The organism is Enterobacter cloacae complex sp. IR5458, from assembly GCF_049238025.1.
GTDB classification, from domain to species: Bacteria; Pseudomonadota; Gammaproteobacteria; order Enterobacterales; family Enterobacteriaceae; genus Enterobacter; species Enterobacter kobei.
The window spans coordinates 14866-34141 of sequence record NZ_JBMKIF010000011.1 but is presented as its reverse complement, the minus strand read 5'-3'; the positions used below and the strand labels follow the sequence as shown (position 1 = coordinate 34141).

The 19276-nt window shown below is 56.0% G+C and carries 22 protein-coding genes; 13 read left to right on the top strand and 9 right to left on the bottom strand.

Annotated elements, in window-relative coordinates; genetic code table 11:
- Positions 1-13: 13 nt before the first annotated feature.
- Positions 14-1195: an MFS transporter TsgA gene (gene tsgA / locus ACOTYN_RS11300; protein WP_048997509.1), complete on the bottom strand. Its 1182-nt coding sequence runs from the start codon at positions 1193-1195 to the stop codon at positions 14-16.
- Positions 1196-1473: 278 nt separating this feature from the next.
- Here tsgA and ppiA point away from each other — a divergent pair, with 278 nt between their 5' ends.
- The 4 genes from ppiA to argD all read left to right on the top strand — a co-directional run bounded on the left by ppiA (position 1474) and on the right by argD (position 4636).
- Complete coding sequence (gene ppiA, locus ACOTYN_RS11295) at positions 1474-2046, top strand: peptidylprolyl isomerase A (RefSeq protein WP_332957835.1); 573 nt, start codon at positions 1474-1476, stop codon at positions 2044-2046.
- Positions 2047-2150: 104 nt separating this feature from the next.
- Entirely contained in the window at positions 2151-2735 is a 585-nt protein-coding gene (locus ACOTYN_RS11290) for a putative adenosine monophosphate-protein transferase Fic (protein WP_014885513.1), read from the top strand.
- Between the two features lie 30 nt (positions 2736-2765).
- On the top strand, positions 2766-3329 hold the full coding sequence (gene pabA, locus ACOTYN_RS11285; protein WP_071922826.1) for an aminodeoxychorismate synthase component 2: 564 nt from the start codon (positions 2766-2768) through the stop codon (positions 3327-3329).
- A gap of 86 nt (positions 3330-3415) precedes the next feature.
- On the top strand, positions 3416-4636 hold the full coding sequence (gene argD / locus ACOTYN_RS11280; RefSeq protein ID WP_170860683.1) for a bifunctional acetylornithine/succinyldiaminopimelate transaminase: 1221 nt from the start codon (positions 3416-3418) through the stop codon (positions 4634-4636).
- Here argD and ACOTYN_RS11275 read toward each other — a convergent pair.
- The gene (locus tag ACOTYN_RS11275; RefSeq protein ID WP_023331472.1) at positions 4633-6720 is read right to left on the bottom strand and encodes a YccS/YhfK family putative transporter; all 2088 of its coding nucleotides are present in this window, start codon (positions 6718-6720) and stop codon (positions 4633-4635) included. The genes argD and ACOTYN_RS11275 overlap by 4 nt on opposite strands.
- Before the next feature lie 57 nt (positions 6721-6777).
- Positions 6778-7410 (bottom strand): cAMP-activated global transcriptional regulator CRP, encoded by a 633-nt coding sequence (gene crp / locus ACOTYN_RS11270; RefSeq protein ID WP_000242758.1) that lies wholly within the window; start codon positions 7408-7410, stop codon positions 6778-6780.
- Between the two features lie 311 nt (positions 7411-7721).
- Here crp and ACOTYN_RS11265 point away from each other — a divergent pair, with 311 nt between their 5' ends.
- On the top strand, positions 7722-8126 hold the full coding sequence (locus ACOTYN_RS11265) for an OsmC family protein (protein WP_014885509.1): 405 nt from the start codon (positions 7722-7724) through the stop codon (positions 8124-8126).
- 86 nt (positions 8127-8212) lie between these two features.
- On the opposite strand, the gene ACOTYN_RS11260 is transcribed toward ACOTYN_RS11265, so the two are convergent.
- The 3 genes from ACOTYN_RS11260 to ACOTYN_RS11250 are packed head-to-tail and all read right to left on the bottom strand — an operon-like array spanning position 8213 to position 10350.
- The gene (locus tag ACOTYN_RS11260; protein ID WP_014885508.1) at positions 8213-9082 is read right to left on the bottom strand and encodes a phosphoribulokinase; all 870 of its coding nucleotides are present in this window, start codon (positions 9080-9082) and stop codon (positions 8213-8215) included.
- 30 nt (positions 9083-9112) lie between these two features.
- Positions 9113-9331 (bottom strand): YheU family protein, encoded by a 219-nt coding sequence (locus ACOTYN_RS11255; RefSeq protein ID WP_003861664.1) that lies wholly within the window; start codon positions 9329-9331, stop codon positions 9113-9115.
- On the bottom strand, positions 9328-10350 hold the full coding sequence (locus ACOTYN_RS11250) for a hydrolase (protein ID WP_023331471.1): 1023 nt from the start codon (positions 10348-10350) through the stop codon (positions 9328-9330). The genes ACOTYN_RS11255 and ACOTYN_RS11250 overlap by 4 nt, the downstream gene beginning before the upstream one ends.
- A 228-nt stretch (positions 10351-10578) precedes the next feature.
- Here ACOTYN_RS11250 and mdcA point away from each other — a divergent pair, with 228 nt between their 5' ends.
- The 8 genes from mdcA (at position 10579) to mdcH (ending at position 17625) form a co-directional block, all read left to right on the top strand.
- On the top strand, positions 10579-12234 hold the full coding sequence (mdcA, locus tag ACOTYN_RS11245) for a malonate decarboxylase subunit alpha (RefSeq protein ID WP_014885506.1): 1656 nt from the start codon (positions 10579-10581) through the stop codon (positions 12232-12234).
- Positions 12234-13091 (top strand): triphosphoribosyl-dephospho-CoA synthase, encoded by an 858-nt coding sequence (locus ACOTYN_RS11240; RefSeq protein WP_023331470.1) that lies wholly within the window; start codon positions 12234-12236, stop codon positions 13089-13091. Before mdcA ends, ACOTYN_RS11240 begins: the two co-directional genes overlap by 1 nt.
- A 9-nt stretch (positions 13092-13100) precedes the next feature.
- Positions 13101-13400, top strand: coding sequence for a malonate decarboxylase acyl carrier protein (gene mdcC, locus ACOTYN_RS11235; RefSeq protein ID WP_014885504.1), 300 nt, complete (start codon positions 13101-13103; stop codon positions 13398-13400).
- Positions 13393-14226 (top strand): biotin-independent malonate decarboxylase subunit beta, encoded by an 834-nt coding sequence (locus tag ACOTYN_RS11230; protein WP_014885503.1) that lies wholly within the window; start codon positions 13393-13395, stop codon positions 14224-14226. Before mdcC ends, ACOTYN_RS11230 begins: the two co-directional genes overlap by 8 nt.
- On the top strand, positions 14226-15026 hold the full coding sequence (gene mdcE, locus ACOTYN_RS11225; RefSeq protein ID WP_032645410.1) for a biotin-independent malonate decarboxylase subunit gamma: 801 nt from the start codon (positions 14226-14228) through the stop codon (positions 15024-15026). Before ACOTYN_RS11230 ends, mdcE begins: the two co-directional genes overlap by 1 nt.
- Positions 15027-15149: 123 nt before the next feature.
- On the top strand, positions 15150-16109 hold the full coding sequence (locus tag ACOTYN_RS11220; protein ID WP_014885501.1) for an AEC family transporter: 960 nt from the start codon (positions 15150-15152) through the stop codon (positions 16107-16109).
- A 2-nt stretch (positions 16110-16111) separates the two neighbouring features.
- The gene (locus tag ACOTYN_RS11215; protein ID WP_071922828.1) at positions 16112-16729 is read left to right on the top strand and encodes a malonate decarboxylase holo-ACP synthase; all 618 of its coding nucleotides are present in this window, start codon (positions 16112-16114) and stop codon (positions 16727-16729) included.
- A complete protein-coding gene (mdcH, locus tag ACOTYN_RS11210; RefSeq protein WP_045134900.1) occupies positions 16729-17625 on the top strand; it encodes a malonate decarboxylase subunit epsilon in 897 nt (298 codons plus the stop codon). Before ACOTYN_RS11215 ends, mdcH begins: the two co-directional genes overlap by 1 nt.
- 81 nt (positions 17626-17706) lie before the next feature.
- Here mdcH and ACOTYN_RS11205 read toward each other — a convergent pair whose 3' ends face one another.
- From ACOTYN_RS11205 to ACOTYN_RS11195, 3 genes are all read right to left on the bottom strand, one after another.
- Positions 17707-18027: a DUF6966 domain-containing protein gene (locus ACOTYN_RS11205; protein ID WP_071922829.1), complete on the bottom strand. Its 321-nt coding sequence runs from the start codon at positions 18025-18027 to the stop codon at positions 17707-17709.
- A gap of 105 nt (positions 18028-18132) precedes the next feature.
- Positions 18133-18639, bottom strand: coding sequence for a YrhA family protein (locus ACOTYN_RS11200; protein WP_063433778.1), 507 nt, complete (start codon positions 18637-18639; stop codon positions 18133-18135).
- Positions 18640-19060: 421 nt separating this feature from the next.
- Entirely contained in the window at positions 19061-19267 is a 207-nt protein-coding gene (locus tag ACOTYN_RS11195; RefSeq protein ID WP_047626370.1) for a DUF4926 domain-containing protein, read from the bottom strand.
- Positions 19268-19276 lie beyond the last annotated feature (9 nt).

Here is a 19276-nt window from a genome sequence, read left to right as displayed (position 1 = left end):
AGGGGCGTGAAGGTTAGTGAGACGCTACCGCGTTGTGCTGGCGGTGGCGAGTCACGAAGCCCAGCACGAAGCACATGATGAACACCACGGCATACAGACCGTTAGCGGTGTGCAGCGCCGCCAGCGGGCCGCTGTGGGCAACGATCGGCCCCGTCACCACAAAGGTGAGCATGGTGCCGATGGTACCGCAGGTCAGCACGAAGTTAACCAGCTTCGGCGAAGCTACTTTGGTCTGCAGGGAGCCCAGCGTGATGATCGAGGTGTAAATCGCGCTGGAGAAGAAGCCCAGGGTCATAATGAACCACGGCATATTGTCCGGGGAACCGTTGATGAACAGATACATCAGCACGGTTGCCAGGCCCGCCAGCACCGTCAGGATGCGCTGCAGGTCGAAGAAGCGCAGGATGAAGCTAAACGCCCACATGCCGAACATGTAAGACATCCAGAAATCGCTTACCAGTTTACCCGCGTCGTTCAGGCTCATGCCCAGGCCTTTCGCGTATTCCGGTACCCAGGAGATAAAGCCCAGCTGGCCCAGGATATAGCACAGGGCGGCGATGGAGAGGAACAGTACGCCGATGCCCCATTTCTCTTTCGCGACGGGTTCTGCGGCGGTTTGCGCTTTTTTGCCCAGAACCGGGAATTCACAGCCGAAGGTCAGAATAAAGATTGCTACGTAAACCAGACCGATACAGGCATAGACCCAGTACCACTCAATGCTGCGTGCCAGCAGAACGGCGGCCACCATCGGGAAAATCATCCCGGCCATGCTGAAGAAGGAGTCGGTGAACAGCAGGCGCGCGCCGCGCTGACGGCCTTCATACATATGGGTAATCAGGAACGTACCGATCGACATGGTGATCCCGCTGACCAGGCCGAGCACGAACATGGCGGCTGAGAACAACGCGATGCTGTGACTCAGCATCAGACCCGCCACGGCGGCGACCATCAGCACAAAACCAAAACGCAGCTGGGTCTTCAGCGGCACGATTTCCATCAGCCAGGCATTCAGGAAGATAGAGATGAGGATACCGGCGTTGAGGAAGGTAAAGGTGTTACTCATACTGGAGACGGGCAGCTGGAAGTAGTCTGCGATATTCCCCATCACCATCCCGGTGACGATCACCAACGCGCCGGTCAGGGCGTAGGAGAAGAAGCTGATCCATGTGAGCTTGATGCGATTGCTGTTAGTCATGTCTGGCCTGTTCAAAAAAAGAAAAGCGCCCGGAGGGCGCTGAGAGCGGGCAGATTTTAGACATTAAAGTGATCTATTCATACCTTTTCAAAGAAATTTAAACTTCATTGCAGTTTTTTATGTGATCTCTGTCACATAAAAAGACGCCGTAACCAATCGTTTGCGTGGTTACAACTGTTTCAATTTCGTAAAATTAGGTAAAAGGCTGGTCTCCGTTCATACTGCTCTTTAGAATCAAGCCATTCGCTTTTTATACTGCGCTTTGTTAAGGAATTCTCATGCTCAAATCAACACTGGCGGCTGTCGCAGCTGTGTTTGCTCTTTCTGCCGTTTCCCCTGCTGCGCTGGCAGCCAAAGGGGACCCTCACGTTCTGCTGACCACCTCTGCCGGGAATATTGAGCTGGAACTGAATAGCCAGAAAGCTCCGGTTTCCGTGAAAAACTTCCTCGACTATGTGAACAGTGGTTTTTATAACAACACCACTTTCCACCGCGTGATCCCTGGCTTCATGATTCAGGGCGGCGGTTTCAACGAGCAGATGCAGCAGAAGCAGCCGAACCCGCCGATCAAAAACGAAGCGGACAACGGCTTGCTGAACAAGCGCGGCACGATTTCCATGGCGCGTACGGCGGATAAAGACAGCGCCACCAGCCAGTTCTTCCTCAATGTGGCGGATAACGCCTTTCTCGACCATGGCCAGCGCGACTTCGGTTACGCGGTCTTCGGTAAAATTGTGAAAGGGATGGACGTGGCGGATAAGATTTCTCAGGTTCCTACTCATGACGTCGGCCCGTACCAGAATGTGCCGTCCAAACCGGTCATGATCCTCTCCGCAAAAGTACTGCCGTAACCTTCTTTGACACGGGCGGCGCTCGCCCGTGTAATGCCCCTCCCTGCGAAAGCGCGTTTTGCTGCTTATACTTGTGGCAAACGGACTATTCAGGGAGGCGTTAAGTGAAAAAACTCACCGACAAGCAAAAATCCCGTATTTGGGAGCAGCAGCGTAACGTCAATCTTCAGGCCAGTTGTCTCCTTGAAAAAGGTCATGGTCCTTCAGAACCCCATATTGAGACGCTGGAGCTCGGGCCTTCCGCGCCCGGTTTACCCCATCTTTGCCTTATTCACCGCCATCTGTATCGCAAAGAGCTGAAGCGGGCGGGCGAATACCGTACCGACGATATTTTTAAAGGTGACATTCCTTTCTGCCACTTCGAGTACATCGAGAAGATGGGCAATGAATTGATGGCGGACCTGGAAAGCGAAAAGTATCTGGTGGGTCTTCAGAAAGAAACCTTTGTGAACAGAGTTAGTCACTACTACTGTGAAATCAATATGCTGCATCCTTTTATGAGCGGCAATGGTATTGCCCAACGGGTCTTCTTTGAGCAGCTGGCCATTCATGCCGGGTATATGCTGGACTGGCGGGGTATCGATCCCGAGCAGTGGGTGGCGGCGAACCGAAGCGGCGCGACGGGCGATTTGACTGCGCTGAACGCTGTCTTTGCCAAAGTAGTGAGCGAAGCGCGGGAATCTGAGTAGAATAGGGCGGCATTTTTTTCGGGAGCCGCCATGATTCTGCTGATTGATAACTACGATTCCTTCACCTGGAACCTTTACCAGTATTTTTGTGAGCTGGGAGCAGAGGTGGTTGTACGCCGTAACGATGACGTGACTCTGGCCGATATTGCGACGCTGGCTCCGCAGAAAATTGTGATTTCACCCGGCCCCTGCACGCCGTCGGAATCGGGCGTGTCTCTGGATGTTATCCGGCACTATGCTGGCAAGCTGCCCATTCTGGGCGTCTGCCTGGGCCATCAGGCCATTGCCCAGGTATTCGGCGCCACCATCGTGCGTGCCGCGAAAGTGATGCACGGAAAAACGTCGCCGGTCACGCATACCGGTAACGGGGTATTCACGGGGCTCAATAATCCCTTAACCGTGACGCGCTACCATTCGCTGGTGATTGACCCGCCGACGCTGCCAGACTGCTTTGAGGTGACCGCCTGGAGCGATACGCAGGAGATCATGGGGATTCGCCACCGCGAGTGGGATCTTGAGGGCGTGCAATTCCATCCGGAAAGTATCCTTAGCGAGCAAGGGCATGACCTGCTGGCTAATTTCTTCCATCGCTGAATATCTGTTGCCTTGCTGTGATTTTTTATGCATATTTTGTGATTATATTTTCACAATCAATGTGACATAAAATGGATGGGCATGACATGGCAACTGAACAACCAGCAATTACCCGCGCAACATTCGATGAAGTGATTCTGCCGATTTATGCACCGGCTGAGTTTATCCCGGTTAAGGGGAAAGGCAGCCGCGTCTGGGATCAGCAGGGAAAAGAGTATGTGGATTTCGCGGGCGGTATTGCGGTCACGGCGCTGGGTCATTGCCATCCTGCGCTGGTGGAGGCGCTGAAAACCCAGGGCGAAACCCTGTGGCACACCAGTAACGTATTCACCAACGAGCCGGCGCTGCGTCTGGGCCGCAAAATCATTGATGCCACGTTTGCCGAGCGTGTGCTGTTTATGAACTCCGGCACCGAAGCCAACGAAACCGCCTTTAAGCTGGCGCGCTATTACGCGACGACGCGTCACAGCCCGTACAAAACCAAAATCATCGCCTTCCACAACGCCTTCCACGGGCGCTCGTTCTTTACCGTCTCCGTCGGCGGCCAGCCGAAGTATTCCGACGGCTTTGGCCCAAAACCGGCCGACATCGTCCATGTGCCGTTTAACGATCTGCATGCGGTGAAAGCGGTGATGGACGACCACACCTGCGCGGTAGTCGTGGAGCCAATTCAGGGCGAAGGCGGCGTGACGGCGGCCACCCCGGAATTCCTGCAAGGGCTGCGCGCGCTGTGTGATGAGCATCAGGCGCTGCTGGTGTTTGATGAAGTGCAGTGCGGAATGGGACGTACCGGCGATCTGTTCGCTTATATGCACTACGGCGTGACGCCGGATATTTTGACCAGTGCCAAAGCGCTCGGCGGTGGTTTCCCGGTGAGTGCGGTGCTGACGACTCAGGAGATCGCCTCTGCGTTTCATGTCGGTTCGCACGGCTCAACCTATGGTGGTAACCCGCTGGCGAGCGCCGTGGCGGGTGCGGCATTCGATATCATCAATACCCCAGAAGTGCTGAACGGTGTGAACGCGAAGCGTGAGCTGTTCGTAAAACATCTGCAAAAGATCAATGACCAGTATGATGTGTTCAGCGAAATCCGTGGCATGGGTCTGCTGATGGGTGCCGAGCTCACGCCACAGTACAAAGGCCGCGCCCGCGATTTTCTGCATGCTGCCGCCCACGAAGGGGTAATGGTGCTGAATGCGGGGCCAGACGTGATGCGTTTCGCACCGTCGCTGGTGGTGGAAGATAAAGACATTGAAGACGGGTTAACCCGCTTTGCCGCGGCGGTCGCGAAGATCGTTAAAGGCTAATACTCGGTTCGTTTTAACCGGCGCGTTAACCAAATGCCATGATGCGGACGCTGACGCCATGCCACCGACGAAATGGTGTGCATGGTGTTCAGGTGGCCCAGCACGCGCTGCAAATGCTGCTCCAGGGTGCTCATCGGCCCGTGGGTCAGCGTTTCCGGCGCTTCCAGAATGTTCGAATCCCCCGACTCACCCGGCGCGTCATACTCCAGACGCTGCTGACACCTCTGCAGGGCGATTTCACACGACTGCAAATAACGCTGCGCCAGATCCGGCGTCAGCATCGTGTGCTCGCGCGCCAGGGTGGTCATGGCGTTAATATGCTCGACGATAAACTGGCTATGCGTGACCCAGAGCTTCATGTCCGCCAGATAGTGCGCGTTAAAGCCTGGCTCCTGCATCGCCTGGTTGAGCGAGTTAAACAGGGCGTTGTGCGCCTGATTAACTTTCATCCGCTGATACGCCAGCGGGGAGGGCTGCGGGTCGTCGCTCAGGATCAGACGAATGGCCTGCTGGTCAGCCTCCAGCGCGTCGTGGGCGTTCTGGCGCAGCAATCCGCTTTGCCACTGCGGCCACAGCCAGACCATGCCACCAAAGGCAATCAGACAGCCAATCAGCGTATCGATCAGGCGGGCAACGATAAACTGTTCGCCGTTTAGCGTAAGCAGCTGAAGGGTATATACCGCCGTCACCGTAAAGCCCACCATCGCCCAGCCGTAGTTTTTGCGGATAATCAGGTAACTCACCAGCGTAATCACCAGCATCCCTGCCAGGGTATACCCCTCGGGAACGTGGAAGTGTAGCGTTACGCCCGCAATAATCAGCCCCGCCATCGTGCCGCCTGCCCGGTGCAGAATACGTACCCGCGTGGCGCCGTAGCCGTTCTGGGTGACAAACAGCACGGTCATTAAGATCCAGTACGGTTTCGGCAGATGCAGCGCCATGCCCATCAGACTGGCGATACTGAGCATAACGCTAATCCGCGCGGCATTGCGCAGGGCAGAAGACTTAAGAGAGAGATAGCTTCTGAGTGCTGGCAGGAGCGGCAGACGTTTTTGCTTATCCGCCATCAGGTCGCGGGGATACAGCGGGCGCTGGGTGCGCAGCACGCGGGCAATGCGGCTGAAGTGCCAGGCGGCAAACTGGCCGACCGGGTTATCCGGATGCTGACGAGCAATTTTCTCCAGCGCGCCGAGCTGTTTATCCATGTTAAAGCGCGTGGGGTAGCGGTGATAGAGAATGTCGTCCGCCAGCACCCGCAGGCGCGCGGAGACGGTCTGCGCATTCCAGCGGATCACCGCCTCGGCGTGGCTGCGCTCGACCAGCTTTTGTACCTCTTGTGGGTGATGAAGGCTCACGGAGATATGCTCCTGCAGATCCAGCCCCACCTGGAAAGTGCGCAGCAGGCGTTTATATTCGTGATTCTTGTTGGCGGCGAGCATATGCAGCTGCTGATAGCACTGGCTTATCAGATCCACCACCTTTTGCTGGCGCGTCAGCAGCGGCGGTAAGGATTTTTCCGGGTCGGTATGCTGGGTCAGCAAGGTGTATTTGGCTTCGCAGTAATCCGCAAGCTGGACATACAATAGGCTCAGAGATTCACGCAGCGGCTGTTCCCGCCACAGCCAGAACCAGAACCAGTTAAACAGCCCGTACCACAACGTGCCGAGGGCGTAGATCAGCAGCGGCTCCCACACCGGCATATTCCCGGCGAGGCTCAGGGTGAAGATGGCGGCAATCAGTGAAGCGGGAAGCAGGCGGGCGTGCAGGGAACTGATTTCTGCGGTAACACCGAGGCTCATCGCCAGTACGGTCAGGATCAGCGGCAGCGGAATATCGCGCGCCAGTAAAAGCTGCACGGCGAGGCTACAGCCAGCAAACAGCGAACCGCCAACGATCAGGCGTTTGAAAAAGCGTTTATGCGGCGTATCCAGACCGGCGATGTTGCAGCAGGCGGGAACGAGAGAAAACAGCAGACCCTGCTGGAGATGTCCCAGAATCAGGCCCACGGCCACAGGAAGGCACAACACCAGCGTTTGTCGCAGTGCGTAATTAACTTCCGGGTGATAGATCAGCCTGCGCCACATGGGGAATAGAGACAAAAACGGCGTGACACCTTGCGATGGCACGCCGTTTGAGCGGAATTAACGCGTTCCGTAGACCACGATGGTTTTACCGTGGGCAGAGATCAGGTTCTGATCTTCCAGCATTTTCAGGATACGACCCACCGTTTCGCGGGAGCAACCGACGATCTGACCAATTTCCTGACGGGTAATTTTAATTTGCATGCCGTCCGGGTGGGTCATGGCGTCTGGCTGTTTCGCCAGGTTCAGCAGGGTCTGCGCGATACGACCGGTGACGTCCAGGAAGGCGAGGTTACCCACTTTCTCGGATGTGACCTGCAGACGACGCGCCATCTGGGAAGAAAGACGCATCAGGATGTCAGGGTTTACCTGAATCAACTGACGGAATTTCTTGTAAGAAATTTCAGCCACTTCACATGCTGTCTTTGCACGAACCCAGGCGCTACGTTCCTGGCCTTCTTCAAACAGGCCCAGTTCACCGATAAAATCGCCCTGGTTCAGATAAGAAAGGATCATCTCTTTCCCTTCCTCATCTTTGATCAGCACTGCCACCGAGCCTTTGACGATGTAATACAACGTTTCCGCTTTTTCACCCTGGTGAATCAGCGTGCTCTTCGATGGGTACTTATGAATGTGGCAATGAGACAAGAACCATTCGAGAGTCGGGTCTGTTTGCGGTTTGCCAAGCACCATGCGCTGTTATCCTCTGTTATAAGCTGTCACCAGAGTCATCAGATGCACCCGGACTCTGGGGTTGCAATCGAATTCTTACCCATACCCTGGGAAGTCGGCTGTCGTAACGTTTCGCAGCCAGTAAAGTTTGATGTCCTCTGCATACATGTGTAACGTCAATGTATTACTGTAGCATCCTGAGTGTTTTAGCATAGCTTTCGCCGCGTGTCTCCTGGTGTCTCGCTTCAGCATGATGCAGGTCGCCTTCCGTTGCGAGAAATGTAACGCACGCGTAATCTGTCACCGAAAATGCAACGTTGGAGTTAAAGAATATGCAAGCGCGCGTGAAATGGGTTGAAGGTTTAACGTTCCTGGGCGAATCCGCGTCAGGGCACCAGATTTTGATGGACGGTAACTCCGGCGATAAAGCCCCCAGCCCAATGGAAATGGTGCTGATGGCGGCGGGTGGATGCAGCGCGATTGACGTGGTGTCGATTCTGCAAAAAGGTCGTCATGACGTGACGGATTGCGAGGTTAAACTCACCTCAGAACGTCGCGAAGAGGCGCCACGCCTGTTCACCCACATTAATCTGCACTTTGTGGTCACCGGTAAAGCGCTTAAAGACGCGGCGGTTTCGCGTGCGGTGGATCTGTCTGCGGAAAAATACTGCTCTGTGGCGTTAATGCTGGAGAAAGCGGTAAAAATCACGCATTCGTATGAAGTGATCGAGGCTTAATCTTTTGGCGGGTGGCGCTTCGCTGACCCGCCCTACAAAAGCATGAACGTAGGCCCGGTAAGCGCAGCGCCACCGGGCAGAACAACTCACGCAATCTGCTTCCCTTCCATCAACCGCTCCACCAGCGGCGTCATGATGAGCTCCATCGCCAGCCCCATTTTTCCGCCTGGTACCACTAACGTATTCATGTGCGAAATAAACGAGCCCTGCAGCATCGCCAGCAGCCAGGGGTAATCAATGCCTTCGAGATTGCGGAAGTGGATCACCACAAAGCTCTCGTCCAGCGACGGGATGGTTTTCGCCGCGAACGGGTTAGAGGTGTCCACCGTCGGCACGCGCTGGAAGTTAATGTGCGTTCGGGAGAACTGTGGCGTGAGGTAGTTGATATAATCTTCCATGGAGCGCACCACCGAATCCATCACCGCTTCGCGCGAATGGCCGCGCTCGCTCATGTCGCGCGTCAGCTTCTGGATCCACTCCAGGTTTACGATAGGCACCACGCCGACCAGCAGATCCACATGGCGCGCCACGTCATGCTGGGGGGTGACTACGCCGCCGTGTAATCCCTCATAAAACAGCACATCGGTGGGTTCCGGCAGCGGCTGCCAGGGGGTAAAGGTGCCCGGCACCTGATTCCACGGCACAGCTTCATCATAGGTATGCAGATACTTACGCGACTGCCCTTTGCCGCTCTGACCGTACTCCAGGAAGGTTTGCTCAAGAAGGCCAAAGTCATTGGCTTCGGGACCGAAATAGCTGATGTGTTTACCCAGATCGCGCGCCTTACGGATCGCCATGTCCATTTCAGGTCGCGTATAGCGGTGAAAACTGTCGCCTTCGACCTCCGCCGCCCGGAGATTCAGTTGGGCGAAAATCTTACGAAACGCGAGGCTGGTGGTGGTCGTTCCCGCACCACTCGACCCCGTAACGGCAATAATGGGATGTCTGGCAGACATAGCAACTCCCTGACTGAAAAGGTTGGAAGGTCAGCCGTGAAACGCGTTGCGGGGCATGATATTGACCGTCTCATGCAGTTCTGACCACACCAGCACCACGTCGCCGCTTTTCAGCTGGCGTTTAACATCGTTGACCTTCTGCTCGAGTGAGCGTTCATGTTCACCATAATCGGTGCCTTCACGTAATACAAAGCTTTCAATCAGATTATCGAGCGTTTCGGGAGACAGATCCTGCCAGGGGATGATCATTTTGCACCGTCCAGATAAGGAGTAAGCCAGTCAGGAATACGCGCCTCCAGCCACATTTTCGGGCGGCGCAGCGTCCCGCCAATAAACCCAACGTGGCCGCCATGTTCAGTCAACTGATAGTGAACATTGTCGGGAAGGAATTCCTGCGCGGGAATAGAGTGATGATCCATAAACGGATCATCTTTGGCGTGAATAATCAGCGTCGGCTGGGTGATTTTGCTGAGCAACGGCATGGCGCTGCACTGACGGTAATAGTCGATCGCATCGGCGAAGCCGTGAATTTTTGCGGTGATCAGATCGTCGAATTCACGAATGCGGCGCACCTTTTTCAGCTGGCGCAGGCTGACCGGCAGGGTATCCGGGTAAGCCTTCAGCTTACGTGCGGCGTTGGCTTTCAGCAGGTTGAGCAGATAGCGCTGATAGACGCGGGAAAACCCTTTATCCATATGGTAGCTGCACTGCTCCAGCATAAACGGCGCGGAGACAATCACTGCGGCATTGAGCGGTACGCTGTCGCCCTCTTTGGCCAGCAGGCAGGCGAGCATATTTCCGCCCAGCGAATACCCCACGGCCGCCGTTGGCACGGTGCCATAGTTTTCCCGCAGCCAGTGTAAAAACCAGGTTCCGTCTTCGGTTTCACCCGAGTGATAGATGCGTTTCTGACGATTTGGCTCGCCGCTGCAGCCACGAAAATGCATCACCACCCCGAGCCAGCCGCGCGCTTTTGCTGCCTCAATCAATCCATGCGCATAAGGGCTGTGCAGACTCCCTTCCAGACCATGAAAAACCACCAGACGCGGCTTATGACGTGCCTGCTCGGGGTCTTCGCTCCAGGCGAGATCCAGAAAATCACCGTCTGGCAGGTCAAGCCGCTGCCAGTGCGGCGTGAACTGAACCTTACGGCGGATCAGCCGTGGCAGCATGGTCTGCAAATGGCAGTTGGACACACCGCGCATGGGCACGAACTCGGTGCTGTCTTCGGCTGCAATGTCGAAGTCTGTTGGAATGATTTGGGTCATAAGCGCGATGCTGATTCTTGTCGGAAATTAACGATACTTTCCGAATTGTACCCCGTTTAGCCTGGTTTTCCGAAACATGAACTGATCCCGATCACAAATCTTTACCGTGATTATTACTCTCAGGCTAATGATTCCGCTCTACGCTTAATTGATGCCTTGCCCACCAGAGCGCACACTTTACTCAACGTTAAGCAAATCAAAATGATTAGCTGAATCAGGAGGTTAATAATGTTATCTGGGCAAACACCCACCCGGCAATGGAACACGCGACGCAGCGAAAAAGCGCGTCGTCTGGCGTCCGTACCGGTGCAGGGCAAGGTACTGCCAACCGGCGATCTTGTCGCCATGCTGGAAAAACTGATCGCCCCTGGCGATAAGGTCGTTCTGGAAGGTAACAACCAGAAGCAGGCCGATTTCCTTTCACGCTCGCTGGCTGAAGTGAACCCGCAAATTGTCCACGATCTGCATATGATCATGCCGAGCGTCGGTCGTAGCGAGCATCTGGATATCTTTGAGAAAGGCATCGCCCGCAAGCTGGACTTCTCCTTCTCCGGGACGCAGAGCCTGCGAATCTCCCAGCTGCTGGAAGATGGTCAGCTCGAAATCGGCGCTATCCATACCTATATCGAGCTCTATTCACGCCTCTACGTCGACCTCTCGCCCAACGTGGCGCTGATTGCGGGGTTTAAAGCAGACCGCAAAGGCAACCTCTACACCGGGGCGAGCACCGAAGATACTCCCGCACTGGTGGAAGCCGCGGCCTTCCACGACGGGATTGTAATTGCGCAGGTGAATGAACTGGTGGACGACGAATGCGACCTGCCGCGCGTCGATATTCCGGGCTCCTGGATTGACTATGTTGTCGTTGCCGACAAACCATTCTTTATCGAACCGCTGTTTACCCGTGATCCGCGACTGATCAAACAGGAACACATCCTGATGGCGATGATGGCGATTAAGGGCATCTACGCGGAACATCAGGTGCAGTCCCTCAACCACGGGATCGGTTTTAACACCGCAGCGATTGAGCTGCTGCTGCCGACCTACGGCGAACAGCTCGGCCTGAAGGGCAAAATCTGTAAGCACTGGACCCTGAACCCGCACCCAACGCTGATCCCGGCAATTGAAAGCGGCTGGGTAGAAAGCGTGCACTGCTTCGGCGGCGAGCTGGGGATGGAAGAGTACATCCGAGCCCGTCCCGACATCTTCTTTACCGGTGCCGACGGCTCCATGCGTTCCAACCGTGCGTTCTGTCAGCTGGCCGGTCAGTATGCGGTCGATATGTTTATCGGCTCAACCCTGCAGGTTGATGGTTACGCCAACTCCTCAACGGTGACACGCGGTCGTCTTTCCGGCTTCGGCGGTGCGCCAAACATGGGGCACGACCCACACGGTCGTCGCCACGCCACACCGGCCTGGCTGAACATGATCACCGAACCTGACCCGATGCAGCGCGGTAAAAAACTGGTCGTGCAGATGGTGGAAACCTTCCAGGCGGGCGTGAAGCCGACCTTTGTGGAAAAACTTGATGCTGTTGACGTGGCAAAAGCGTCCGGGATGCCTCTGGCGCCGGTCATGATATACGGCGACGACGTGACGCACGTGCTGACGGAAGAGGGGATTGCTTACCTCTATCGCGCCAAAGATCTTGAGGAGCGTCGCGCCATGGTTGCCGCTGTGGCGGGGATCACCGATATCGGTCTGGGCGTGGATGCTAAGCGCGTGGCGGAACTGCGCCAGAGCGGCAAGGTTGTTTATCCGGAAGATATGGGTATTCGCCGCACCGACGCCACCCGCTCTCTGCTGGCGGCGGGCAGCGTGTCAGACCTCGTTGAATGGTCCGGCGGTCTGTACAACCCACCTGCGAAATTCCGGAGCTGGTAATGAAACTTCTGCCCCAGATTCAGGTTGAAGGCGGTGCCGAATGGCTGGCGCGAACCGCCACGCAGTGTCTGATTGACGAAGCACGATTAAGCCCGAAACCCGGTCTGGTGGACAGTCGGGGGAACGGTGCGCACCACGATTTATCCCTTGCGCTGATGGAGCGCTCCGCGCGCAGCCTGACCCCGACGTTTCAGGCGCTGGCGCAGCAAAGCTGGCTGCGTCCGGCAGATATTGCGCTTCGGCAAACCGTTGGCCGTCTTGGTCGCGAAGGCGAGCAGCAGATGATGGCTGCAACGTGTGGCGTAAACACCCATCGCGGCGCGATTTGGGCGCTGGGGTTGCTGGTCAGCGCGGTGGCGATGCTGGGCGGGGAAGCCAGGGCACACGACGTCGCCCGCACCGCCGCGCAGCTGGCGAAACTCCCTGACGAGGCGGCGCCGAAAGTGTTCAGTAAAGGCCTTCGCGCCACGCACCGCTACCGCGTACCGGGTGCACGCGAAGAGGCTCAGCAGGCGTTCCCGCACATTATGCAGCGCGCGTTGCCGCAGCTTCGCCTGAGCCGTCTCAACGGCAGCAGCGAAACGCACGCCAGGCTTGATGCGCTGATGGCGATCATGACGTCGCTTACCGACACCTGCGTGCTGTCGCGTGCCGGGCTGGAGGGGCTGGACGCCATGCAGGACGGTGCCCGAGCGGTACTGAACGCCGGAGGTTGTGCAACGACTGCAGGCCAGCAGGCGCTGGCGAACTTAGACCGTCAGATGCTGGCGCTAAACGCCTCCCCAGGCGGCGCTGCTGACCTGCTTGCTGCCACGCTGTTTCTCGATCGCGTCGAAACGCCTTATTCAAAGCATTAAGAGGATGTTATGGAAAAAATCACATTGACCGTGCCAGCCAGCCGCGCGTTAAGCGGCAGGGCCCTGGCAGGGGTAGTCGGTTCCGGGGATATGGAGGTGCTCTTCACCGCCGAACCGGGCCAGACGTTAACCATTGATATCACCACCTCCGTCGACAACAGCCGGGGTCGCTGGGAGGCACTGTTCAACCGCCTGCAAACGGTCAGTAGCCTGCCAGCAGGAAAACTGACCATTCATGATTTCGGCGCGACGCCGGGCGTGGCTCGCATTCGTATCGAACAGGTTTTTGAGGGGGTCAGCCATGCGTGATGACAGCAGCTTTATCGAATTGAAAGCACGCCAGCGTGCGCAGGCCCTGCTCGATGAGGGTAGCTATCGCGAACTGCTGGATCCGTTTGAAGGCATTATCTCTCCGTGGCTTGGGCCACAGGGCATTGTTCCGCAGGCGGACGACGGCATGGTGGTGGCGAAAGGCACGATCAACGGTCAGCCAGCCGTTGTGGTCGCCATTGAAGGTGCGTTCCAGGGCGGCAGCATGGGTGAAGTGTCCGGTGCCAAAATGGCGGCGGCGCTGGAGCTGGCGGCAGAAGATAACCGCAACGGCATTCCGACTCAGGCAGTGCTGTGCCTCGAAACCGGCGGCGTTCGTCTGCAGGAGGCGAACCTGGGTCTGGCCGCCATTGCCGATATCCACGCGGCGATTGTTGACCTGCGTCGTTACACGCCCGTTATCGGGATTGTCGCAGGGACCGTGGGCTGCTTCGGTGGGATGTCCATCGCGGCGGCGCTGTGCAGCTACCTGATTGTGACCCGCGAAGCGCGTCTCGGACTGAACGGTCCGCAGGTCATCGAGCAGGAAGCGGGGATTGAAGAGTACGACTCCCGTGACCGTCCGTTTATCTGGAGCATGACCGGTGGCGAAGTGCGCTACCAAAGCGGGCTGGTTGACGCGCTGGTCGGTGACGGTATCAACGCGGTGAAAGCGGCGATGAACGACGCGATTGCCAGGGGCGTACCCGCGAAACACCGCACCGATAACTACGACGATTACCTGAACCGTCTGACGAATTTCGACACCCGCAAACAGGCCGATGCCGAACAAATTAACGCGCTTTTTGCCCGGGAGGTGAAATGATGACTAACGCAATAAGCCGTGGCGAACTCTGGATGACTCTGCTCGCGCCGAATGTAAAACGTGTGGAAGGGCTTTGCCCGTCCGTGCAGGCGGCAGACGGCGAACTGAACGGTGAAGCGGTGCGTTTTGTTGCCGTGGTGCCGGATGCCCACAACCATTTCCCGCGCGCGGCGAAAGGGGAAGTCGGTCTGCTGGAGGGCTGGACGCTGGCGAAAGTGGTGAGCGAAACCGTGGCCGAGGATGCCAGTAAGTCCGTGAAGCGCCCGATTGTGGCGGTGATTGACGTCCCAAGCCAGGCCTATGGCCGTCGCGAAGAGGCGTTTGGTATCCACCAGGCGCTGGCGGGGGCAGCCGCCGCGTATGCCAACGCGCGCCTGGCCGGTCATCCGGTGATTGGGCTTATCGTCGGTAAAGCGATGTCCGGCGCATTTCTGGCGCATGGCTACCAGGCTAACCGCCTGATTGCTTTCAACGATAAAGGGGTGCTGATCCACGCGATGGGTAAAGAGTCTGCGGCGCGCATTACGTTGCGAACCGTCGACGCGCTGGAAAAACTGGCGGCCACCATTCCGCCGATGGCCTATGACATCAGCAACTACGCCACCCTGGGGCTGCTTTCAAACCTGCTGGACATCAGCAACCCGGATGCCCCCTCCGATAACGATCTGGCGCAGGTGAAAACCACCCTGCAACAGGCCATCAGTGACGCTCGTCAGGACACCACGTTGAACAATCGTCTGGGTGCTGACAACCGCCGCAGCTCTGCCCTCGTACGCGAACGCATGCGGGCAAGCTGGTAAGTAAAAAGAGACCTGCCAGATGCACGACCCCGCGGACGTAACCGTTACGTCCGCGCGGGAACCTGCATCCTGAAAATAATAATCATCGCGCCAGTGCTTAAACTTTTTTACTACAGGTGAATTATGACTTACGTAATTGTTCATGCTCTTGCACCGATTTTCGTCATCATGCTGCTGGGATTCTGGGCCGGTAAGGCAAAGATGGTCGATAACAAAAACGTTTCCCTGCTTAATATTTTCGTGATGGATTTTGCACTGCCTGCCGCGCTGTTCAGCGCCACCGTGCAAACGCCGTGGACCGGCATTGTGGCCCAGTCGCCGCTGATTCTTGTGCTGACCCTGGCGATGTGGATAACCTATGCGGCCATCTACTTCCTCGCCACCGGCGTCTTTAAAAAATCGCCGCAGGATGCCGCCGTGCTGACGCTGACCGTCGCCCTGCCAAACTATGCGGCGCTCGGCCTGCCTATTCTGGGCAGCGTGCTGGGTGAAGGTTCATCGACATCACTGTCTGTTGCGGTCTCCATCGCCTGCGGTTCGGTGCTGATGACCCCGTTCTGCCTGCTCATTCTGGAACGTGAAAAAGCGCGCGCCGAAGGGAATAACTCTGGCTCGACGCTCTCCATGCTGCCGGTGCTGATGTGGCGTTCGATTAAAAAACCGATCGTGATGGGCCCGCTGCTGGGTGTCATTTTGTCCGCCATCGGTATCAAAATGCCGGAACTGGTGCTGGCGGCGATTAAACCGCTGGGGCTGTCCGCGACCGCTGCAGCGCTGTTCCTGACCGGGGTGATCCTCTCTGCCCGTAAGCTGCAGATCAACACCATGGTGATCACGTCAACTGTCGCCAAGCTGCTGATTCAGCCTGCGATTGCCTGGGGTATCGTTTTACTCTTTGGTCTGCACGGTTCCGTGGCGATCACCGCTATCCTGATGATTGCGCTTTCTGCGGGCTTCTTCGGTGTGGTGTTCGGTAACCGCTTTGGCGTGCAGTCTCCGGATGCGGAAGCCGTGCTGCTGTTAAGCTCCGTACTGTGTATCCTGTCGCTGCCGCTGTTTATCTCGCTGACCTCAGGAATGTAATCATGACCATAACATTACGCCCCCACGACCTCATCTGGCTTACCGCGCGAGACGCGCTGGAAGGCATCACCGACGACTGGGTGGAGGCGGCCTGGCATACCGGTTTGCCGGTCGTAGTGCGGCGTGATGTTGATAACGCTGGCCGTATTCCCGTTGGCGTGCGCGGCCTGCGCCGCGACCAGCGGGCGGCCGGATGGGTGAAACCAGAACACGTAACGCGTGTGGTGTCACCCGAATCACTGAGCGTAACGGCGGATCTGCTGCGCTCGCCCTTTGTGACGCAGCCACCGGTACAGGTGGCGCTACAACTTTCTCAGCAGCCGTGGCCATGGTCGTGGGGCATTACCGGCAGTACTGGCTATGCGCTGGCGACCGGTATTCCGGTTATCCACGCCGACAGCGATCTCGACCTGTTGATCCGCGCCCCGCAGCCGATTTCCCCTGATGCGTTTACCGCATGGCAGTCGCAGCTGAGTCGCGCATTGTGCCGGGCGGATACGCAGGTCGATACACCCGAAGGGGGATTCGCGCTGGCGGAGTGGCTGCGCGACGGCAAAACGCTGCTGAAAACCCGCCGCGGACCGCGTCTGGTAACGGATCCGTGGCGCAGGGAGGAGTAATGAAAATACTGTTTACCTTTCCGGGGCAGGGCACGCAGCATGAAGGTATGCTGCATAACCTGCCGGGAACGGCGCTGGCTCAGGCGCGTAAGGTACTGGGAAGCGAAGTCGATACACTGGACAGTGCAGCCTCGTTACGCCACACCCGCGCGGTTCAACTTTGTCTGTTGATTTCAGGCGTGGCCTGGGCACGCGAGCTTGAACGGCGCGGCGTGACGCCGGACATTGTGAGCGGTTTGTCGATTGGCGCGTACCCGGCAGCAGTGATGGCTGGCGCACTGGAATTTACCGACGCCCTTAAGCTGGTTGCATTGCGCGGCGATCTGATGGAGCAGGCGTATCCGCACGGCTATGGCCTGACGGCGATTATGGGGTTGACCCTGTCGCAGGTGGAACAGCTTATCGAAGGCACGGGCACGTATATCGCGAACCTGAACGCCGAAACGCAGATCGTGATTGCCGGCTCCGATGAAGGGATGGCGCAGGTAGCCGAGCGGGCGCTGGCGAAAGGGGCGAGCAAGGCCAAACGGCTGGCGGTCAGCGTGCCGTCGCACTGCGCACTGCTGGCGGACCCGGCGCAGAAGCTGGCGGCAGCGTTTGAATCGGTCACGCTTTCACGCCCACGCTGCGCGTATCTGAGCGGCAGTACCGGACGCGTGCTCTGGCAGCCGGAGAAGATCGCCGACGATCTGGCGATGAATATGGCGCGTACCGTGCGCTGGCAGGAGGCGGTGATATCCGCGAATGAACGCGATGCGCGGCTGGCAATCGAGATGCCGCCCGGCGGCGTGCTGACCTGCTTAACGCGACAGGCGGCGTGGGAAGGGGAATCCATTTCGCTGGAACGCAGCGGGGTGGATGTGGCGGTGCATCTGGCGGGGCGGCTTCAGCGGTGAGTTTTGCCCGGCGGCGCTTTCGAAAAACGTAAGGTAAGTTTGGCACTTATAGCTCAGGGTAGAAATCTCCCTGAGCATGCGTCAGCGACGCTGATGACGAGTGTTAGGGTAAACACCCTTTTTTATTAAATCGATTGCCTGCTCAAGTTGCTGGTAAAGCCTATGGCTCAAATCTTCCAGCTCGTCATTCTCTTTACGGAGCGGTATCCCATTTTTGTGAAGAACAATATCGTTAAATGATCCCATTCCACCGTAAGCTTTTTTTAATGCGAATATTGAAGCTTCACAGTCGACGTCAAGTTCACTACCAAGTGTCTCAAAGGTTTTGGCCCATGCATTCTCATTGTTTGAGCGCAGTATGTTAATAATATTGGTTAACGTTTTCTTTATTCCATTTATCATTTCAGCCCCCCACTACTCAGTATATTCACATCAGTATTTTCCACGTTTCACGCACAACTACTGGTCGTTTTTCGTGGATCCTGCCAGTTTGAGATTTGACGCATATTAATTCACCGTATCAATTAGTGCGGATAACAACCCGTGAAATTGGTTATGTGATTCTATTACATAATCCGTTGAGACTTTATCACGGATCTGAAAGCAATCATCAGCGAAACTGTAGACAATAACGGATATACCATCCTCACCAATGAGCACCTTATCAGTGAGATTCTGATCAAGATAGATTTCATCGGTGCGTGTATCAACGTTGCGGATGTAGATATTTGACCATAATGGCACACCATTTTCTGCCTGAACTATGTTATATAAAGTCAGTCCGTTATACTCCAGACCATCCATAATGTTGAACATATTCAGGTAGTCAGGTCGGGTAACCATCAGGCGCTGTATATCCTCGTAAACCGTTCTTTTCTGACTACCCCATTCGGCGGGTGGAGCATTGCGCATGAGATCTGCCATCACGGCAGAATGAACAGGATTGGCTATCGGGTAGCTATCAGCAGTCATGAGGGTCTTGAATATGCCTAACAATTCATCGGTATCCTTCATTTCTTCTCCTTAATGCCAGCGGGATAAATTACATCTTTTGGAGCAGGCCATAACACTTTTGCGCTTTCATTATAGGGAAGAACTTTCGTTATTGTGCCCTGGGCCTTTGAAAGCGTGTAATGATAGGGCGAACTTTGTATCAGCGTTAGGTTTTCAAAAGTATTTGTTCCTCCGTCATCAAGATTGTTTTTATTTTCCCATATAGCCCTTTAATCTTTTTACTGTTTGTCTGAACCTTAAATGTTGCAGTTGTCAATACTACCCGCCGCCAAATGATATTCAGCATCCCAATTCCTGTTGAGTGTAAACATCCTATTCCTGGTTTAATCCATGTTAATTTGTGGGTATTCTGAGATAACGGATGATAAGTCAAACGTGGCGTTCAGTTTCTGTTGAGCACTTCTCCAATTGTTCCTGCCTCTCAGTTCGGTTGGATATAATCTGCCACCTGGCTGGGTAACAGTGAAGGCATCGCAATAGTTCGCCCATCATCATCAACAAATTCAACCATATAAGCCAGATGGGGTTTTTCATGTACTAATACTATGGCACCCAGCATGCCTTTAGTTAACCCTTCCTCCGGCAAATCTTCCGCTAACACTACCACTTCAAATTCTTCTCTTCTCATAATCTGTAT